The sequence below is a fragment of the Enterobacter sp. 296B2 genome (genome assembly GCF_034106185.1).
GTDB classification, from domain to species: domain Bacteria; phylum Pseudomonadota; class Gammaproteobacteria; order Enterobacterales; family Enterobacteriaceae; genus Enterobacter; species Enterobacter cloacae_N.
In genome coordinates, this window is record NZ_JAWNCA010000012.1 from 89129 (window position 1) to 105916 (window position 16788).

12 protein-coding genes are annotated in these 16788 nt (G+C 56.5%); 5 read left to right on the forward strand and 7 right to left on the reverse strand.

The window, feature by feature from the left end; all coding sequences use genetic code 11:
• Window positions 1-217: 217 nt before the first annotated feature.
• Window positions 218-1258 carry an NADP-dependent oxidoreductase gene (locus URZ40_RS11395; protein ID WP_320720563.1) on the reverse strand — a complete coding sequence of 347 codons (1041 nt, stop codon included), beginning with the start codon at window positions 1256-1258 and terminating at the stop codon, window positions 218-220.
• Window positions 1259-1323: 65 nt separating this feature from the next.
• On the reverse strand, window positions 1324-1899 hold the full coding sequence (locus URZ40_RS11400; RefSeq protein WP_320720564.1) for an XRE family transcriptional regulator: 576 nt from the start codon (window positions 1897-1899) through the stop codon (window positions 1324-1326).
• Window positions 1900-2047: 148 nt separating this feature from the next.
• On the opposite strand from URZ40_RS11400, the gene URZ40_RS11405 reads away from it, so the two are divergent.
• The gene (locus tag URZ40_RS11405) at window positions 2048-2566 is read left to right on the forward strand and encodes a GNAT family N-acetyltransferase (protein ID WP_163329577.1); all 519 of its coding nucleotides are present in this window, start codon (window positions 2048-2050) and stop codon (window positions 2564-2566) included.
• Window positions 2563-3012, forward strand: a complete 450-nt coding sequence (locus URZ40_RS11410) for a DMT family transporter (protein ID WP_166711329.1) — start codon at window positions 2563-2565, stop codon at window positions 3010-3012. The genes URZ40_RS11405 and URZ40_RS11410 overlap by 4 nt, the downstream gene beginning before the upstream one ends.
• Window positions 3013-3015: 3 nt before the next feature.
• Here URZ40_RS11410 and URZ40_RS11415 read toward each other — a convergent pair whose 3' ends face one another.
• Entirely contained in the window at window positions 3016-3249 is a 234-nt protein-coding gene (locus URZ40_RS11415) for a YdcY family protein (RefSeq protein WP_116339629.1), read from the reverse strand.
• Window positions 3250-3344: 95 nt separating this feature from the next.
• The gene (locus tag URZ40_RS11420) at window positions 3345-4943 is read right to left on the reverse strand and encodes an ABC transporter substrate-binding protein (protein WP_320720565.1); all 1599 of its coding nucleotides are present in this window, start codon (window positions 4941-4943) and stop codon (window positions 3345-3347) included.
• A 283-nt stretch (window positions 4944-5226) separates the two neighbouring features.
• Here URZ40_RS11420 and URZ40_RS11425 point away from each other — a divergent pair, with 283 nt between their 5' ends.
• The 3 genes from URZ40_RS11425 to URZ40_RS11435 are packed head-to-tail and all read left to right on the forward strand — an operon-like array spanning window position 5227 to window position 11724.
• The gene (locus URZ40_RS11425; RefSeq protein ID WP_320720566.1) at window positions 5227-6567 is read left to right on the forward strand and encodes an SrfA family protein; all 1341 of its coding nucleotides are present in this window, start codon (window positions 5227-5229) and stop codon (window positions 6565-6567) included.
• A 4-nt stretch (window positions 6568-6571) separates the two neighbouring features.
• A complete protein-coding gene (locus tag URZ40_RS11430) occupies window positions 6572-9553 on the forward strand; it encodes a virulence factor SrfB (RefSeq protein WP_320720567.1) in 2982 nt (993 codons plus the stop codon).
• Complete coding sequence (locus tag URZ40_RS11435) at window positions 9550-11724, forward strand: virulence factor SrfC family protein (RefSeq protein ID WP_320720568.1); 2175 nt, start codon at window positions 9550-9552, stop codon at window positions 11722-11724. The genes URZ40_RS11430 and URZ40_RS11435 overlap by 4 nt, the downstream gene beginning before the upstream one ends.
• A gap of 71 nt (window positions 11725-11795) precedes the next feature.
• Here the strand turns inward: URZ40_RS11435 and URZ40_RS11440 are convergent, their stop codons facing one another.
• The 3 genes from URZ40_RS11440 to URZ40_RS11450 form a co-directional block, all read right to left on the reverse strand.
• Complete coding sequence (locus URZ40_RS11440) at window positions 11796-12551, reverse strand: alpha/beta hydrolase (RefSeq protein ID WP_320720569.1); 756 nt, start codon at window positions 12549-12551, stop codon at window positions 11796-11798.
• 86 nt (window positions 12552-12637) lie between these two features.
• Window positions 12638-12811 carry a GhoT/OrtT family toxin gene (locus URZ40_RS11445; RefSeq protein WP_013096478.1) on the reverse strand — a complete coding sequence of 58 codons (174 nt, stop codon included), beginning with the start codon at window positions 12809-12811 and terminating at the stop codon, window positions 12638-12640.
• Window positions 12812-13008: 197 nt separating this feature from the next.
• Window positions 13009-16695 (reverse strand): autotransporter domain-containing protein, encoded by a 3687-nt coding sequence (locus URZ40_RS11450; protein ID WP_320720570.1) that lies wholly within the window; start codon window positions 16693-16695, stop codon window positions 13009-13011.
• Window positions 16696-16788 lie beyond the last annotated feature (93 nt).

Below are 16788 nucleotides of genomic sequence, written 5' to 3' on the forward strand. Positions count from 1 at the left end.
AACGTCAGTTTTAATAAAACGACGCTGGTCCGATATATCCTGTATCGTCATGCCTGGTGGTGGGAAGTACGTAAAACAGCCAAAAATGCAAAATGTATTTTTTTATCGGTTTCGGGCTCATCCGGGATGATGGCGCGAAAAGCCATGTCCGTTAATTAAAGACAATATATCGTATCTTCACAAATAAATATGGCGGGAAACCCCGCCATAATGCTGTTTATTTATTGTCACCCGCGACGTGAATCACGACTTTGCCGAAGTTTTTTCCTTCCAGCAGGCCAATCAACGCCTCAGGCGCGTTCTCCAGCCCCTCCGTCACCTGTTCACGATAGTGAATTTTGCCCTCCTGCACCCAGCGCCCCATCTCTTCCTGAAACTCATGAATGCGGTGACCGTAGTCCTGGGCGATGATAAAGCCCTGCATCCGAATGCGTTTCTTCAGAATGGTGCCCATCAGAAGCGGCAAACGGTCCGGCCCATCAGGCAGGCCCGTTGCATTGTAACCGCTCACCAGGCCACACACCGGCACGCGCGCGGAGGTATTCAGCAGCGGCAGCACGGCGTCAAACACTTTCCCACCGACGTTTTCAAAATAGACATCAATGCCTTTCGGGCAGGCGCGTTTCAGCTGCTCAGCGAAATCCGCCGCGTGGTGATCCAGACACTCGTCAAACCCGAGAACCTCTACGGCGTGGCGGCACTTTTCTGCCCCACCGGCTACGCCAACCACCCGGCAGCCTTTAATTTTGCCAATCTGCCCAACGGTCGCGCCCACAGGGCCCGTCGCCGCGGCCACCACCAGCGTTTCGCCCGCTTTAGGCTGCCCGATATCCAGCAATCCCATATAGGCGGTAAAGCCCGGCATCCCAAGAATGCCCAGCGCCCAGGAAGGATGTGACGGATTTTCGCCCAGCTTCACCAGGCCGCTGCCGTCTGACAGTTCATACTCCTGCCAGCCGCTGTAGCCCAGCACCCACTCCCCGGCTTTGAAGTCGGGATGATTTGACTGCTCAACGCGGCTAACCGTTCCCCCCACCATCACCGCACCAATCTCCATCGGCGGAGAATAGGATGGCGCATCGCTCATGCGCCCCCGCATGTAAGGATCCAACGACAGCCAGACGGTGCGAAGCACCAGCTGCCCCGCCTGAGGTGCAGGAACAGGCTGCTCTTCCAGACGAAAATTCTCCACCACCGGCGCACCCTGTGGACGAGAGGCCAGCACCCAGCGGCGATTTTGCGAAACAGATTGATTCATCAGGAACTCCTTCTGGTACAAATGTCATTACAGCCTGGCTCACGATCGGCATTATCGCCTTAACATTACGAGGCAGACTGGTTAAGCCGGACCACAAGATAGATACAGGTTTCATTGGTTTCGTTGATGAAACGGCAGTCGTTTGGCGGCCCCAGCTCCAGACAGTCTCCGGCCTTCATCTCGTGGCGGGTATCGCCCTCCTGAAATACCAGCTCGCCGGACTGCAGCCAGATCAACTGACGCGCCAGCGCGTAGGACGACGCCGGCATCGGGACGTCGCTCCCCGCTGGCAGTTCAATCTGGACGAGGTCGATAGGCAGATCGGTACGCGGGGAAACGTGGCGACGAAGATAGTGCGTTTGGGGATCGCGCCAGAGGGGCTGGTTTGCCAGTCGCAGGAGTTTTCCCTCCTGCATCTCGGCTCTGGCAATCAACGTTGACATGCTGATCCCAAACGCGCCGGACAGGCGTGCCAGAAGGGTTGCCGTCGGGCTACTGTCTCCACGCTCTATTTTGTGGATCATGGCGCGAGAAACGCCTGCCCGCTCAGCCAGCTCGCTCAGAGACCATCCGCGAGACTCGCGTTCAAGGCGAATTCTGGCGCTAATGCGTTGATTCATTGTGTCTGTTATTGTGCTCATGACGTCATACTATAGTGTATGGACGGCATTTCAATGGGGTTCTAATAACAAAAAAACAGGCTTTATGACGTAGCGCTCTTAGGAAACAGTTGTGTAATATCGTATCTATAACGTAATACTATAGTGAACAACACACAGAGGGTTAATCATGATCGTTCGTCATGCCTGCAAGGAAGATTGCGCCGCGATAGGAGAGATCTACAACCACGCGGTACTGCATACTGCCGCAATCTGGAACGATAAAACCGTCGATACCGATAACCGAATCGCGTGGTTTGAGGCCCGCACGCTCGCGGGTTACCCGGTTCTGGTCAGTGAAGAAGACGGTGTTATCACCGGCTACGCCTCTTTTGGCGACTGGCGCGCCTTCGACGGCTTCCGTCATACGGTTGAGCACTCGGTCTACGTCCACCCGGCCCATCAGGGCAAAGGGATTGGCCGCACGCTGATGAAGGCGCTGATTAACGAGGCTCGCATCATCGGCAAACACGTGATGGTGGCCGGCATTGAGGCGCAAAATAAGGCCTCAATTCACCTCCACGAAACGCTCGGTTTTGTCACCACGGGGCAGATGCCTCAGGTGGGCACCAAGTTTGGCCGCTGGCTGGACTTAACCTTTATGCAGCTTCAGCTGGACGAGCGCAGCGATCCGGACGCTATCCCATGAATCAGTCACTGACGCTGGCGTTTCTGGTGGCGGCGGGGATCGGTCTGGTGGTGCAAAACACCTTAATGGTGCGTATCACCCAGTCCTCCTCCACCATTCTTATCGCGATGCTGCTGAACTCCCTGGTCGGCATTGTGCTGTTTGTCAGTATTCTGCTACTGAAGCAGGGCGTCGCCGGATTCAGCGAGCTGGCCGCAACGGTGCGCTGGTGGACGCTGATCCCGGGGCTGTTGGGGTCGTTTTTTGTATTTGCCAGCATTAGCGGCTACCAGAACGTGGGCGCGGCGACGACCATCGCCGTGCTGGTGGCAAGCCAGCTCATAGGCGGGCTGGTTCTGGACGTACTGAGGAGCCACGGCGTTCCGCTGCGCGCCCTGGTAGGCCCGGCGTGCGGCGCGGTGATGCTGGTCGTGGGGGCCTGGCTGGTGGCGCGACGCCAGTTTTGACTATTACAGTATGGTACCGCCTTTGGTCAGCTGTTCTTCACGCGCGTCCATCTCCTCCTTATGCTGCTTGCCGTGGTGTGAAATCGCGGTACGCAGACGCTGCTGCTGGGTATAGCGATCTTCACGGCTGAGATCGGCATCATCGCTCAGTTCAATCAGCAGTTCATTCATGTGGGTAATCACGCTCTCTTCAATGGCGGCATCCACACGGGCGGTAACTTCATTTAAATGTGACATTGTCACTCCTTGTTAATTGCCGGGTGGCGGCTACGCCTTATCCGGCCTAAAGGGGAACCGTAGGCCCGGTAAGCGCAGCGCCACCGGGCAACAAACTAGTTCAGTTTCGCTTTGGAGAAGTCGCTGCCCATCAGGCTCACGCTGTATCCGGTCACGTTGCTGCGGGTCGCGTAAAACGTTTTGCCGTTTGCCAGTGCGATCCACGGCGCCTGCTGGTAGAAGATCTCCTGCGCCTGGCCGTACAGTTTCGCACGCTCGGCCGGATCGCTGGTCAGCTTCGCTTTTTGCACCAGAGCATCATAACCCTTATCGCACCAGCGCGCGGCGTTTGATCCGGTTTTAATGCTGTTGCAGCCCAGCAGCACGTCGGCGAAGTTATCCGGGTCGCCGTTATCGGACATCCAGCCAAACAGCGCGGAGTCATGTTCGCCTTTACGCATTCCGGAGAGATATTCCCCCCACTCGTAAGAGACGATTTTGGCCTTCACGCCGACTTTCGCCCAGTCGCTCTGGATCATCTCCGCGATACGACGCGAGTTCGGGTTATACGGACGCTGAACCGGCATTGACCACAGCGTGACTTCCGCCCCCTTCTCCAGACCCGCCTGCTTCAGCAGCGCTTTCGCTTTTTCAGGATCGTAGCCGTAGTCCTTCAGGTCTTTATTAAAGCCCATCATATTTGGCGGGATCGGCGATTTTGCCACCGTGCCAGATCCCATAAAGACCGCATTAACGATGGCCTTCTTGTCGGTCGCGTAGTTCAGCGCCTGGCGCACCAGCACGTTATCGAACGGCTTTTTCTCGGTGTTAAACGCCAGATAGCCGACGTTCAGCGCATCGACCGAGTGCAGCGTCAGGTCTTTGTTCTTTTTAATCACGTCAAACTGGACCGGAGACGGCGCAGGAATAATCTGGCATTCGTTGGTCTGCAATTTCGCCAGGCGGGTTTCCACGTTTGGCGTGATGGAGAAGATAAGATGTTTGGTCGGCACCTCGCCATCCCAGTAGTTCGGATTAGCGACGTAGCGGATCAGCGAGTCTACCTTGTACTGCTGCAGCACATACGGCCCGGTACCAATTGGCCAGGTGTCCACATTCTCCGGCGTGCCTTTTTTCAGCATCGCATCGGCGTATTCGGCGGAAAGAATCGAGGCGAAATCCATCCCCCAGTCGGCCAGAAATGCGGCGTTTGGTTCACTCAGGGTGAACTGGACGTGGTAATCATCAACCTTTTTAACGTCCTGAATCAGCTTATCGAGCCCAACGTCGTTAAAGTATTCGTAGTTGCCCTGCGAGACATTGTGGTACGGATGCTTAGGGTCTTTCTGACGCATCACCGAGAAAATAACGTCATCGGCGTTAAAGTCGCGGGTTGGCTTGAAGTATTTGTTGCTGTTGAACTTCACCCCTTTGCGCAGGGTAAACGTATAGGTCTTGCCGTCCGGTGAAATCGTCCAGGATTCCGCCAGAGACGGGACCGGGGTATTTTTCACCGGATCGAAATTGATCAGGCGGTTGTACAGCACCTGAGAGCTGGCGACAAAAGACGGGCCGGAGCTGGCGATTTGCGGGTTGAACGATTCGGGGGAGGCTTCCGAGCAGTAGATAAGGGTGTCGTTGTTTGCCGCCCATGCGGCACCGGCTGGTAAAAGAGCGCTCAGCGCAAGGGCGAGCAGTGTTTTCCCTGTAGACATGGTTATAACCCTGACAGTTTTATTATATAGGTCAGTAATAACAGCACAGCCGTTATGACCTGGCAAATAACGAAACACTATCAGGTTATTCTAAAGCCGCGTTTTTTGCTGATTTAACCGTCAGCGCCCAAAACCGTGATTTGCCTTAAGGGCCATTATTCGTCAAGCACAACCGTCATTTTCTATGCCGCAAGAAATCGGCGCTTTTAACGTCTCTTCCTCCGTTTGGTTGCTTCCTCATTTCGTTAAAGTAACGGTGTGAAGAAGTATATGGGATCAAATCGTGGCAAAAACTCTTTTACGCAGCGGTAATCTGGATGATTTTCAGGCCGTTGGCGGCGGCGGACAGGCCGTTTTTGAATCAGCGTTACAAATCCGGGAAGCGCTCCGGTTGCGCAAACAGCAGGCCATTGTGGACTGTCTGGCTATTCCTCAGGTCAATGACAGCGGTGACCGCGTGGACTGGTACTCTCCTGTTGAAGGGAGCGTAACCAGCTGGAAAGCGGCCGATGAAGATGACCGCTATCGCGCCCTGCGCTATCTGGAAAATACGCTCGCCAGCGTGGAGTCGTTAAGTAAGAAATGCCTCCAGTCGCCTAAAACCGCGCAGCAGCTTTTTGGTTCTCTGCTGTCGAAGGCGTTTCAGTTCCCGGGTGAAAACTTCCTCTTCCTGGTGGACGGAAAGCCGGTCATCAGCTTCTGGGGGTTTGTAAAACTGAACGAAAATGCGCGCGACGATGTCCTCGACTGCCTGCGCGAATCGCTGATCCCCGAGCCCGCGCCCGTTGTGATTGAAGATCCCGAGCCGGAGCCCGAGCCGCAACCCGTTATTACCTTTGAAAAAGCAGACGAGCCGCTGGTAGCCCCTGTCGCCGCCGTGCGTATTACGCCGGAAGAACTGTATGAGCCGGAGCCCGCGCCGGTTGTTGCGCAACCTGCTCAGGAACCTGCGCCTGTTGCCGTCACGAAAAAGCGCCGCGTCCCCTTGTGGACGCTGCCGGTTGCCGCCGTGATTGTGGCAGCCGTTGCCGCGCCGCTGCTGTGGCCAAAACAGGGCCCTTCGGCAGAGCCCGTCCCTGCACCGGCTCCAGAGCCCGTGGCTATTGCACCACAGCCGATTAAAGCGGTGGAGCCGCTGGCCATGAATTTACCGCTTCATCAGGCTGAGGTCGTAGCAAGTAAAGAAAAAGAACCCGCTCCTGCGCCTGAAGCCGCGCCGGTGGTGATTGTTCCAATCCCGAAAGATGCCATGGTGATGGAAGCCAGTCAGGTGAAAGCCGGATCAACGCGCTTCCTGAACGGTACCTGGCGAGCGGTTCTCGACGTGAAAGATCCGGTCACCGGCAAGCCGCCGTCCATGCGCTATCAAATCCAGAACAATAAAGGTTTCGCCCGCGTCGTGCACGGCGACAACGTTGTCTGCCGCGCGGAGATCTTCTCCGGGCTGCACAGCAATGGAGAGCTGATGATTAAGAGTCGCGGCACCGCCCGCTGCACCGACGGTTCCCGCTACCCGATGCCGGAAGTCGCCTGTAAAGCCGGGGCCAGCGATATCGCAGAATGTCGCGCGCGTTATGATGCCAACACCGTCGTTCCACTGACGTTCAAGAAAGCAGGTGCCTGATCCTATGCTGGTAAATCTTTGCGACTATAAACAAAGCGTCTCGCTTATTGCCAACAGCGGCGTGCAGTTCCTGGATTTCGGTCTGACGCCACAGGACACCGCCAGCAACGGACGCTTCGTACGTAAAACCGCGAACGGCCCCCTTTTGCGACTCGATTTCGACCTGGTGAACGGGCGCTATACCCTGCCGGGGACGAACGGCGGGCAGCCTGAAGTGGTTAAGCCGGAAACGACGATCCCGCTGCATCAGTCCCTTGCCGTGCTTGACGGCGTCTGGCTTCCCGTTCCCTTCCTGCGCTTTAACCCGCCGCGGACCTTTGTGGAAGGACCGGATAACTGGGCGCGCGTTCAGGTGCGCAAGCTCGATAAACCCGACACGGCAGGCAACACGCACCGCGTCACCCTCGCGCTCGACAGCCAGATCGCGGAACATGCCACCTCCGCCCTGTCGCCGGTTGAAAACGATATTCTGAACGGAACCCGCTTTGCGCTGGCCTGGCGGGATAATGAGGTTGAAAGCTTCCTCGACCAGACCTGGATTGACGGCTGGCTGCGCGAGGCGTTTACCCAGTATGCCGAGGGCGTTGAAAACCGCTCTGAACGAGACCTGCATCAGGCGATGCGCAGTTTTGAATATCAGGCCCACTGGCTCAACCTGCTGACCATGCTTGGCGAACAGCTCACCGTGCCGGAAGTGAAATTTGTCACCCATACGCTCAGCACGCCTGCCATTCCGGTCGACCTGATCCTCGACGTGGGCAACACCCATACCTGCGGCGTGATTATTGAAGACCACGGTGATGCAAACGATGGTCTTCGGCAGACCGCCGAGCTGCAGGTTCGTTCGTTAAGCGAGCCGCAGTTCCTCAACGAGCCCCTGTTCACCAGCCGTCTTGAGTTCTCCGAAGCACGCTTTGGCAAACAGCACTTCTCGGTGGAAAGCGGTCGCGAAGATGCCTTTGTCTGGCCGTCGATTGTTCGCGTGGGTGATGAAGCCCGCAAGCTGGCGATGCAGCGTCTGGGAACCGAAGGTAACAGCGGCATCTCCAGCCCGCGTCGCTACCTGTGGGATGAAACACCGGTCGTGCAGGACTGGCGCTTTAGCCAGATGAACGGCAAAACCCAGCGTGAACCGCTCGCCACGGCGTTTCCGCTGATGAACCTGATGAACGATGACGGTGAACCGCTGTTTACGCTACCGCAGGACGAACGGCTGCCGGTCTTTTCGCCGCAGTACAGCCGCAGCACGCTGATGACGCACATGCTGTGCGAGCTGCTGGCGCAGGCGCTGGGTCAGATCAACAGCGTCGCCACGCGCCTGCGGCTGGGCTTCCCGGCCTCGCCGCGCCAGCTGCGCACGCTGATCCTGACCCTGCCCTCGGCTATGCCAAAGCAGGAGCGCGAGATTTTCCGTCGCCGCATGTTTGAAGCCATTGCCATCGTCTGGAAAGCGATGGGCTGGCACCCGCAGGATGAAGATTTTGCCACCCGCAAGCAGCAGGAAAAAAGCGTGGTGCCGGTCCCTGAGATCCAGATGGAGTGGGATGAAGCCAGCTGCGGTCAGCTGGTCTGGCTGTATAACGAAGCGATCTCCCGTTTTGGCGGCCAGACGGAAGCCTTTTTCGCCTCCCTCGCCCGCACGGATCGTGAACCCGAGCCGGGGGTGCAGCCGGGCCGCGCATTACGCGTCGCCTCTATCGACATCGGCGGCGGCACCACGGATATGGCGATCACCCACTACCAGCTTGATGACGGCTCCGGTAATAACATCAAAATTACCCCGCAGCTGCTGTTCCGCGAAGGGTTTAAGGTGGCGGGCGACGATACCCTGCTGGACGTGATTCAGCGCTATGTCCTGCCCGCCCTGCAAACGCAGCTGCAGAAATCCGGCATTGCGGACGCCTCGCTGCTGATGGCGTCGCTGTTCGGCGACTCCGGACGTATTGATACCCAGGCGGTACTGCGCCAGCAAACGGCGCTTCAGCTCTTTATGCCAATTGGCCACGCCATTCTTTCCGCGTGGGAAGCCAGCGACGTTGACGATCCGCTGGCGGGCCTGCATGCCACCTTCGGCGATCTGCTGCCGCAGAAGCCGACCCGCAACGTGATGAATTATCTCCAACAGGCGATCGATCATGCCCTGCCGGCGGGCTCAGAAGCCTTCGACCTGTTCGCCGTGCCGCTGCACGTGAATTTCCGCGAAATGCAGGATGCAATGCTGGCCGGTCAGTTTACGCTGACCTCGCCGCTCCACGCTGTGTGTGAAGCGATTTCCCATTACAGCTGCGATATTCTGCTGATCACCGGGCGTCCAGGCTGCCTGCCGGGCGTTCAGGCGCTGATTCGTCACCTGCAGCCGGTGCCGGTTAATCGCATCGTCTGGCTGGATAAATACCAGGTGCACGAGTGGTATCCGTTCAGCCAGCAGGGGCGCATAGGCAACCCGAAATCGACTGCCGCGGTGGGGGCCATGCTCTGCAGCCTGGCGCTCGATTTGCGTCTGCCGCGCTTCAACTTTAAAGCCGCGGACATTGGCGCGTATTCCACCGTGCGTTATCTCGGCGTGCTGGATAACACCGTCAATACCCTGAGCGAGGAAAACGTCTGGTATCAGGATATCGACCTGGATAAGCCGGGCGCGAAGCTCGACGCGCGTCTGCACTTCCCGCTGCGCGGCAATGTCACCCTCGGCTTCCGCCAGCTGGCAAACGCGCGCTGGCCCGCTACGCCGCTTTATACGCTCAGCATCAACTCGGCTGAACTGGCAAAAGCGATTGCCGGCGACGGCGTGTTGAACGTGCGGCTTAAGCTCTGCGGCGGCAGCAAGCAGGAGGGCCCGGAGGCCTTCGAGCTGAGCGATGCCTGGCTACAGGACGGCACGCCGGTGGCGCCTGACGCGTTAACCTTCAAACTGAATACTCTGGCCGATCGCCGACACAGCGGCAGCCACTACTGGATCGACAGCGGGAGCGTATACCTGAAATGACAGCGACGACGACCACCACTCAGGCCTTAATCGGGTGGATTAACGAGACGCGCCTGAACGCCCCTGTGCTGGATAACGATGCTGACGCCCTGCTTGCTCGCATCAACGCGGCGCAGGCGCGGGAGCTGGCCATTGAACGCGCCCTGACCCGCCGTAGCAGCATTGGGCTTTACGGTCATTCTCAGAGCGCCAAAGCACACCTGCTGCTGTCGCTGTGCGGCAGCGGTAACGGGCGCCTGAACGTGACGCCGGGCCAGCGCACCTTTGACTATTTTTCGCATATCAATCCGGGGCATGCCCTGACCAACATGGCCGTGCGCTTCACCCGCGACATCCCGGAGGTAGCGGATGAGGCGTTTCCGCTGCGTCTGAGCCTCGTCACCGAGGCCGAACTGGTACAGCTGTTTATTGCCCGCACGACGCTGCACCCGCAGATGCGCGCGGTGGATAAAGCGGTCATTGAGACGCGTCTGGAGAAATGGCGCGGCCTGCGCCAGCCGCAGGGCGTGCCCGGCATCACTGCTCAGGAAGTGGGTGCGATTGCCCGCTTCTGGCAAAGCACCGTACCCGCCGCGAAACAGCAAATTGACGATGCCCTGTGGCATGAATTTGCCCAACTGGTGCCATCGCTCGATCTCAGCACCCGCGCCAGCGTCTGGTCGCTGCTGTGGGGCGAGCAACAGGAGTTAACCCAGCAGTGGCTGAAGTTTGCCCACGTGCTGCACCAGACCAGCCATGTCGGTGAGCTGGCTGCGCCGCTAAGCCTGCTGGTGGACAGCTTTGGCCTGCCTGGCGAAGGCTTCCTGACGCACGGCACCTTAACCCAGCAGGAGGCTCAGGAGACGCTGCTGCATCCGCTGAACAACGGTGAAATGCTCAACGCCATCAGCATCCCGGTCGACGTGCTTGCCTTCCTGACTCGCGAGCTGGCCTTGCCGGTTGAGAACGGTGCGCTGGATAACGTTGATATCATTGATATTCCGGTCTTTGAAGACCGCAGTGCCGATCCTTTAGTACAGGCTAAATGCCAGTGGTTGCTTGAACATTACCGCCAGCAGCTCCAGCCGGATGTGCTGGTGATCTGCAATGCGACGGCGCAGCACGAGCAGACTGCCCAAAAAGCAAAAGTGTTAACTAACTGGGTAAAAGAGACCCAGCCTGCCGAGGAGTCTGCCCTGCCGGGTCTGGTGTGGGCGATCACCCCGCATGACGCTCGCTTCACCACCCGACAGAATCTCGATGAAGCCGTACAGCATCTGCTTGGCAAGCCTGGCCTGCGCTGGGGAACACTGCAGGCGCTGGACAGCCACAGCATGCAGCGCGTCATTGAGTGGTTGTCTCAGGCGACGCTATCCGCACAGCGGCAGAAGCGTCTCGGCACGCTGAAAAACCTGCTGCGGCAGGAGATCGCGTCGCTGATGCAAAGCTACCTGGCGCCGCTGGTTGAGGAACCGGGTACGCGACGCGCTCAGGCCGAAAACATGGTGCGCACGCTGCAAAGCAGCGCTGCCCGTCACGGCGAGCTGCTTGAGGGCCTGCTCCCGCCGCTGAAAGCCTTTGAAACGCTGCTCGCCGTTCAGCAGCCGCGCGAGGAGCAGGTGAACGGACTGTTTACGGACACCATCGATCTGTTCGCCGATAACGCCCAGGAAAGCGCAGGACGGTTCCAGACAAAAGACAACGCGCGTCTGGCGCACAAAGTATGGATAAATCATCTGCGCCAGTGGAGCCGCAATGAAGCTACGGCCACCCGTCTTGGGCTGGAGCCTGCGGTACTGCAGCAAATCGCGGATGTACTGGTGGTAACCAGCTATCGGCTTAATCTGCCGCAACAGCTTCAGCGAATTGTTGAAGCGGATAAAAGCAGCGCGGCGCAGCTGCACGCCGTGATGGGGAATTTCGTTGGCTGGCTGGGTTACGACCAGTCACCTGCAGCAGAGCGCCCCGCAAGCCGCATCCGCAAAGGTCAGGCAATCTTTGTTACGCCCGTCGTCAGCAGTGCCGCACCGCGCCTGACGCGCCTGGGGGAACAGCCGGTCCATGCGGCCACCGCGTACGTTTACGACTGGCTGGTCGCACTCTATAGCCGGGCAATAGAGAACATTGATTATCAGCATCCGCATGATGTTCAGCCTGACGCACGTCGGGCACTACGGACTTTAATCATGTAACCGCCTTTTTTGCCGGGTGGCGCTGCGCTTACCCGGCCAACATTCCGCAACGATAATAAACTGCACAATAATCACGCCGCCATACACTCGGCTAACGTCTGCGCCAGTGCGGACGGGTTTTCCCACGATATGGAATGCCCCGCCGCAGGGATAATTTTTACCTCAACACCCTTCTGCTTCAGATTGTCTACATCATCATCCGGCAGTGAGAGTTCACCGAAAATCAACGTCACCGGGCAAGGCAGCGACAAAAATTGGTTTTCCCAGTCCGGCTCAACGCCCGCCACCAGGCTCGATGCGCCCCGCCAGACGGCATATGACGCGTTACTCTTCAGGCACCCTGCCCACGCGGTGGTTTCTGCGCCGAGCATGGCGTTATAGCCCTGTTCCAGAAACTGTTGTTCAGTTTGCGCTGCAATAGATCGGCTGAACATGCCCCCGCCCGCATGAAAATTGGGCTCTGACACCATCAATCCCTTTATGCGTGCTGCCAGCAGCCCTGCCGTTTCGATAGCAATGCTGCCGCCCATGCTGTGGCCATATAGCCAAAAGGCATCCAGCTGAAGATGGTCAATCAGTTCCGCCACAACGCGTGCCTGGTCGGTGGTTTTATAGCTGTAATGGTCAGGTTTATCGCTGTAACCGCTGCCGGGCAAATCGATGAGAATCGCTCTGCGCGCGCCAAACAGCGGGTCACAAACGACGCGGGGGTATTCATAGGAAGAGGCGCAGCCCAATCCGTGGATGAAGACTACGGGATCGCCAGAGCCGGGCAAATCATGCCAGCGCACGGTGCAACCCGCATGCTGCGAGTAAAAACTGTTCATAAGCACTCCTTTTACGATGCACTGTTTATTTATACAGTCATCATAACCGGAATGCCATATTCATCGTTTAAAAATGGAAGGATGCTTCAGAAAAGCGAGACCAGCAGCGCAACGGGGAAACTCATCGGCCAGGTCGACCCTACCAGAAACGCGCTAAGCAGGCGAATGCGCTTGCGATCTTTAGAAAGGAACCAGGTAATTAATGCGCAGATGGAAGCCATGATTGCGTAAAAAACTAACATCTTTTGATACAACGTCATTCTGTATACCAGAGCCGAAAAAATAACCGCACGCAATATGCGTCATATGTTGACACAGATCAAGTTTTTTCGTTACAGAATAACCACTTAAATATTATGGCTAATAACAATTGAGTATATTTCGCTACAACTTATGAAAATGCCCATGAGGATCGTTCATGGGCATGCGTAAAATAATGAGAGCGGCAGCCGTCAGGTTACCAGGTCCCTCTCACGCCTATCGAGGCTCCCAGACTGTACTCTGTATTATCAAAGCGCGGCGTCCAGTTCGCAGAAGTATAGACAGCAAGCGTTTTGTTGAGATCGAGGCTGCCCCCGACCTTCACATCAGCAAAGCCGCCACGCGTCCGGGTGGTAATCGTTTCGGTTTTCTCCGTCATCACAAACTCCGTCTTCGATTTACCCATAAATTCTTGGCCGGCACCGGCATCCAGCCAGACAGAATATTTGAGATTGTTCACCAATCCGATATTGCTGACCCGGATCCCTGCGGAACCCTGCAGTGACTGGAAATTATTGAAACGGATCTCGGTCAGGCCATCATTGGCATCATTCAGGTTTTCATACTGATAGGTTACTCTCGCATGCGGCTCTACTTTTATGCTCCCTGTCTGGTACACCGGGAATCCACCTTCAAGAGATGTCGCAAGAGCGAACCCTTCTGTATCGTAACGGGTATTGTCTTCGGCCTGGTTACGTGCTTTTAACCATGAACCCTGGAATACCATATCCGTCCAGGCATCATTATGATGAACATGGGTAAAATAGGAGCCGAGGGTGTAAGCATCCAGGCGGCTTAGCCCCGCCTCACTATCGTCATAATCTGTCACGTGACTTCTGCTGTTGCCGATCGTGGCATACAGACCGGCGTAATTGCGGTTACCCGCATCATCAACATTGCGCCAGATATCATTCCCGAACTGAATGGCGTTAATGTGTTGATCATACTTTGCCCCGGCATCGCCGTAGATACCCTTCCCATCACCTTTATGCGTAATGTTATCGTTGATATAACGTCCCCAGGCCCGTGATTCTCTGGCACACCACAGCGTAAGATCCTCCTCGCAGGGCATAGATGCTGTCGGTGTTACATCACTGTTGTTCAGACCATAAAAACCGGTACGTTCATAAAAGTTGCTCATCATCGCCATATTAGTCCCTGCGACAATCAGCGGCGTGGCTGCCGCCACCGAGACACCCGGACGCCATACCGGCGTACCGGGATTTGGCGAACCTGGGTTTTGCGAATCCGGGTTTGGCGAACCGGGTTGATCAGAGGTGAGATACCAGTTATCAGCCGCACTGCCATCACTGGCGCCACGCAGCAGGGAGTAGCGATATGCCCCGCCATAAACAGGGCTGCTCAGCCGGAAAGCATCGGCAGCAGTCGTTCCGTTATTGGTGGTCTCCACCAGCAGAATACCGTTCCCTTGCGTTGGTGCCCCCGTATTGCTGACATTATTAACCGCCAGGTTAGTACTCCCGGTTGCAGCGCCACCGTTTACAATAATGCGATCCGCTGTTCCGTTGCTGAGATCGGCATTCAGGCCGACCGTCCCGTTCTGCCCATTGAGATTTTTTACCGTGAGGGTGTTAGGTGTGAAAGTGCCACCTGTCGCACCCGGGAAATTAATATTTCCGGCAAGCGTCAGCGTATCCAGAACGTTCTGTCCGGCGGTACCGGTGACATTCCAGGTCGAGCCGCTTTCAATATTCATATCCAGCGGATCAACCCAACCCGTGAGGGTGGCATTGTTCTTCAGGTTCAGTATCGAGCCACTCTGGCCTGTCACATTAGTCGTTGCCGTGTTGCCCGAAAATGTCAGCGTCCCGGCATCAATATAGGTTCCGCCCGTCAGGCTGTATAAGCCGGAAAGGATCAGCTCCCCGCTTCCCTGTTTTCTCAACGTTCCTGAACCGCCGATCGCGCCATCTAGCGTGAGAGCATCACTACGGTTCACCACCAGCGCACTGTTGTTCGTCACATCACCTTTGATGCTCCCCTGCGTTCCACCATCACCCAGTTGCACTGTCCCATGGTTAATCAGGGTTCCCCCCGTCCAGGTGTTATCACCCGTCAGGATGGTAGTGCCAGCGCCTTCATTGCGGAATTGCCCCGTGCCAGTAATGACATTGTTTAGCTGCTGGACAGCGTTATTATTCAGCGTGAGCGTACCGTTATTGATGATATTACCGGCAATCGTTCCCGGGTTATCACCATTGCCAAGTTGCAACGTACCTTCGCTGATCGCTGTACCACCGGTATAGGAATGGGTACCCGTCAGGGTGAGTATTCCGCTGCCGGTCTTTGTTAAACCGCCATCGCCCGTCAGGACAGATGAAATAAGGATTGCATTGCCGCTGGTATCAATGGTGCCACCACCGCCACTCAGGGTTATGCCATCGGTCGCGGTAAGTGCCGCCGCGCCAGCATAGCGCAGGGTACCGTTATCCAGCGTCAGGTTGCTGAGCCTGGAATCCTCCGTGACGTTCCAGGAAGAGCCACTGCCGAGCGTCAGATTTGTCGTGCCGCCTTCTGCCGTCTGCACTCGCCCGGTTAACTGTGAATTATTGTCCGCCACCACGCGGGTTGTGCCCGTGCCAGCGGCGTTAATCACTGCCCCATTATCAGCGCTAAGACGGGTGTTTGTCAGCGTAATGGTCGCATCCCCGGCGGTAACCAGCACACCATCTTTATTGCTGCTCAGGACTGAATCGACAAAGGAAAAGCGGTTTTCTCCAGCGGCAGCGCTGTTATCAGCGCGAATAACGGCGGCGGCATCTGTACCCTCCACCGCGAGCTGGCTTTGATTCAGTGACAGATTTCCAAGCCCCGCCCCCCAGACACCCCATGCAGTATCTGCCGTGAGTGTGCCAGTTGAGGCCCCTGAAAGGGTAACCGTCCCGTTTCTGTCGGCCCTGACGAGATAGCCGGAAGGGGCCTGCGCAGTCAGGTTTGCATTCCCGGTGATGTTAATTGTCCCGGATTGGGTTGCCCAGAGACCGTTTGCCGCCCCACCGTCAGAGCGGATCTGTAAATTCATATCGTTTAATTGTACCCGGGCAGCATCCTCGCCCGACAGACTGGCACCGGCTACCACGCCAAAAAAGTTTCCGCTTCCGTCGTAATTTAAATTCGTCGTTCCGCTGCCCGTAATGCTGCTGCTGAATTGCGAGACAATACCGAAGGAGGTGCCCGATGCCGGGTTTTCACCCGTACCCGCATTCAGTTCAGCATTTTCCATCGTTATATGGGCGCCAGCGTTAGCCGATAACAGGGCACCACTGTTAGCCCCGGCATTAGTGACCCGGTAATCCCCCGTTAATTCCACATCGCTATGCCAGTTAGCACTAATACCCGGGCTATCTATTCCCCCAAGAACCATATCGCTTGTATTTATGGACAAATCTCTGGCCTTAAACTGCGGGCGAGGGTCATTCGCGTCTGTCGATCCATTTAGCAGGATCCCAAGAGCTTTACCGGAAGCGCTGATGGTGGTTCCGGTTCCAAGATTTACGTCCGAGCCACTGTTTATAATAATCACATTATTATTTAATCCATCAGCCGTACCGGTGCCAGTCACGGTAATGGCGACTCCACCATCCGGTACCGAAACGCCCCCTCCATTTTCGGCGCGAATCGCGGACGCATCGCTGTCCGTCACGGTGATGGTGTCTCCGCTCAGGAACACTCTTGGTATATCCGGATCGTCGCTGATAACGGTATCCGTATAGTCCTCTGCCCGAACGTGGCTTGTCAGAGAAGCGGAAATAAGTAATGCAAGCAAACTCACTTTTATATGTAAACGAGGATTATATGTATTAGGTGAAACAGAATGCGGGAACGTCTGAACAGGCGTTGCAGGACATATTAATGTATCCATGGTTTCACCGATAAGAGATATGATTCAATCTAATTTTTACCGAAGATTTCTGGATTTCAAGGAGAGTAAAATTATATTTTTAAATATACCTAT

Coding starts and splice junctions, on each gene's coding strand:
- URZ40_RS11395 (WP_320720563.1), bottom strand. CDS start 1,258: ATGAATCAATCTGTTTCGCAAAATCGCCGCTGGGTGCTGGCCTCTCGT.
- URZ40_RS11405 (WP_163329577.1), top strand. CDS start 2,048: ATGATCGTTCGTCATGCCTGCAAGGAAGATTGCGCCGCGATAGGAGAG.
- URZ40_RS11410 (WP_166711329.1), top strand. CDS start 2,563: ATGAATCAGTCACTGACGCTGGCGTTTCTGGTGGCGGCGGGGATCGGT.
- URZ40_RS11430 (WP_320720567.1), top strand. CDS start 6,572: ATGCTGGTAAATCTTTGCGACTATAAACAAAGCGTCTCGCTTATTGCC.
- URZ40_RS11440 (WP_320720569.1), bottom strand. CDS start 12,551: ATGAACAGTTTTTACTCGCAGCATGCGGGTTGCACCGTGCGCTGGCAT.
- URZ40_RS11415 (WP_116339629.1), bottom strand. CDS start 3,249: ATGTCACATTTAAATGAAGTTACCGCCCGTGTGGATGCCGCCATTGAA.
- URZ40_RS11420 (WP_320720565.1), bottom strand. CDS start 4,943: ATGTCTACAGGGAAAACACTGCTCGCCCTTGCGCTGAGCGCTCTTTTA.
- URZ40_RS11435 (WP_320720568.1), top strand. CDS start 9,550: ATGACAGCGACGACGACCACCACTCAGGCCTTAATCGGGTGGATTAAC.
- URZ40_RS11450 (WP_320720570.1), bottom strand. CDS start 16,695: ATGGATACATTAATATGTCCTGCAACGCCTGTTCAGACGTTCCCGCAT.
- URZ40_RS11445 (WP_013096478.1), bottom strand. CDS start 12,811: ATGACGTTGTATCAAAAGATGTTAGTTTTTTACGCAATCATGGCTTCC.
- URZ40_RS11400 (WP_320720564.1), bottom strand. CDS start 1,899: ATGAGCACAATAACAGACACAATGAATCAACGCATTAGCGCCAGAATT.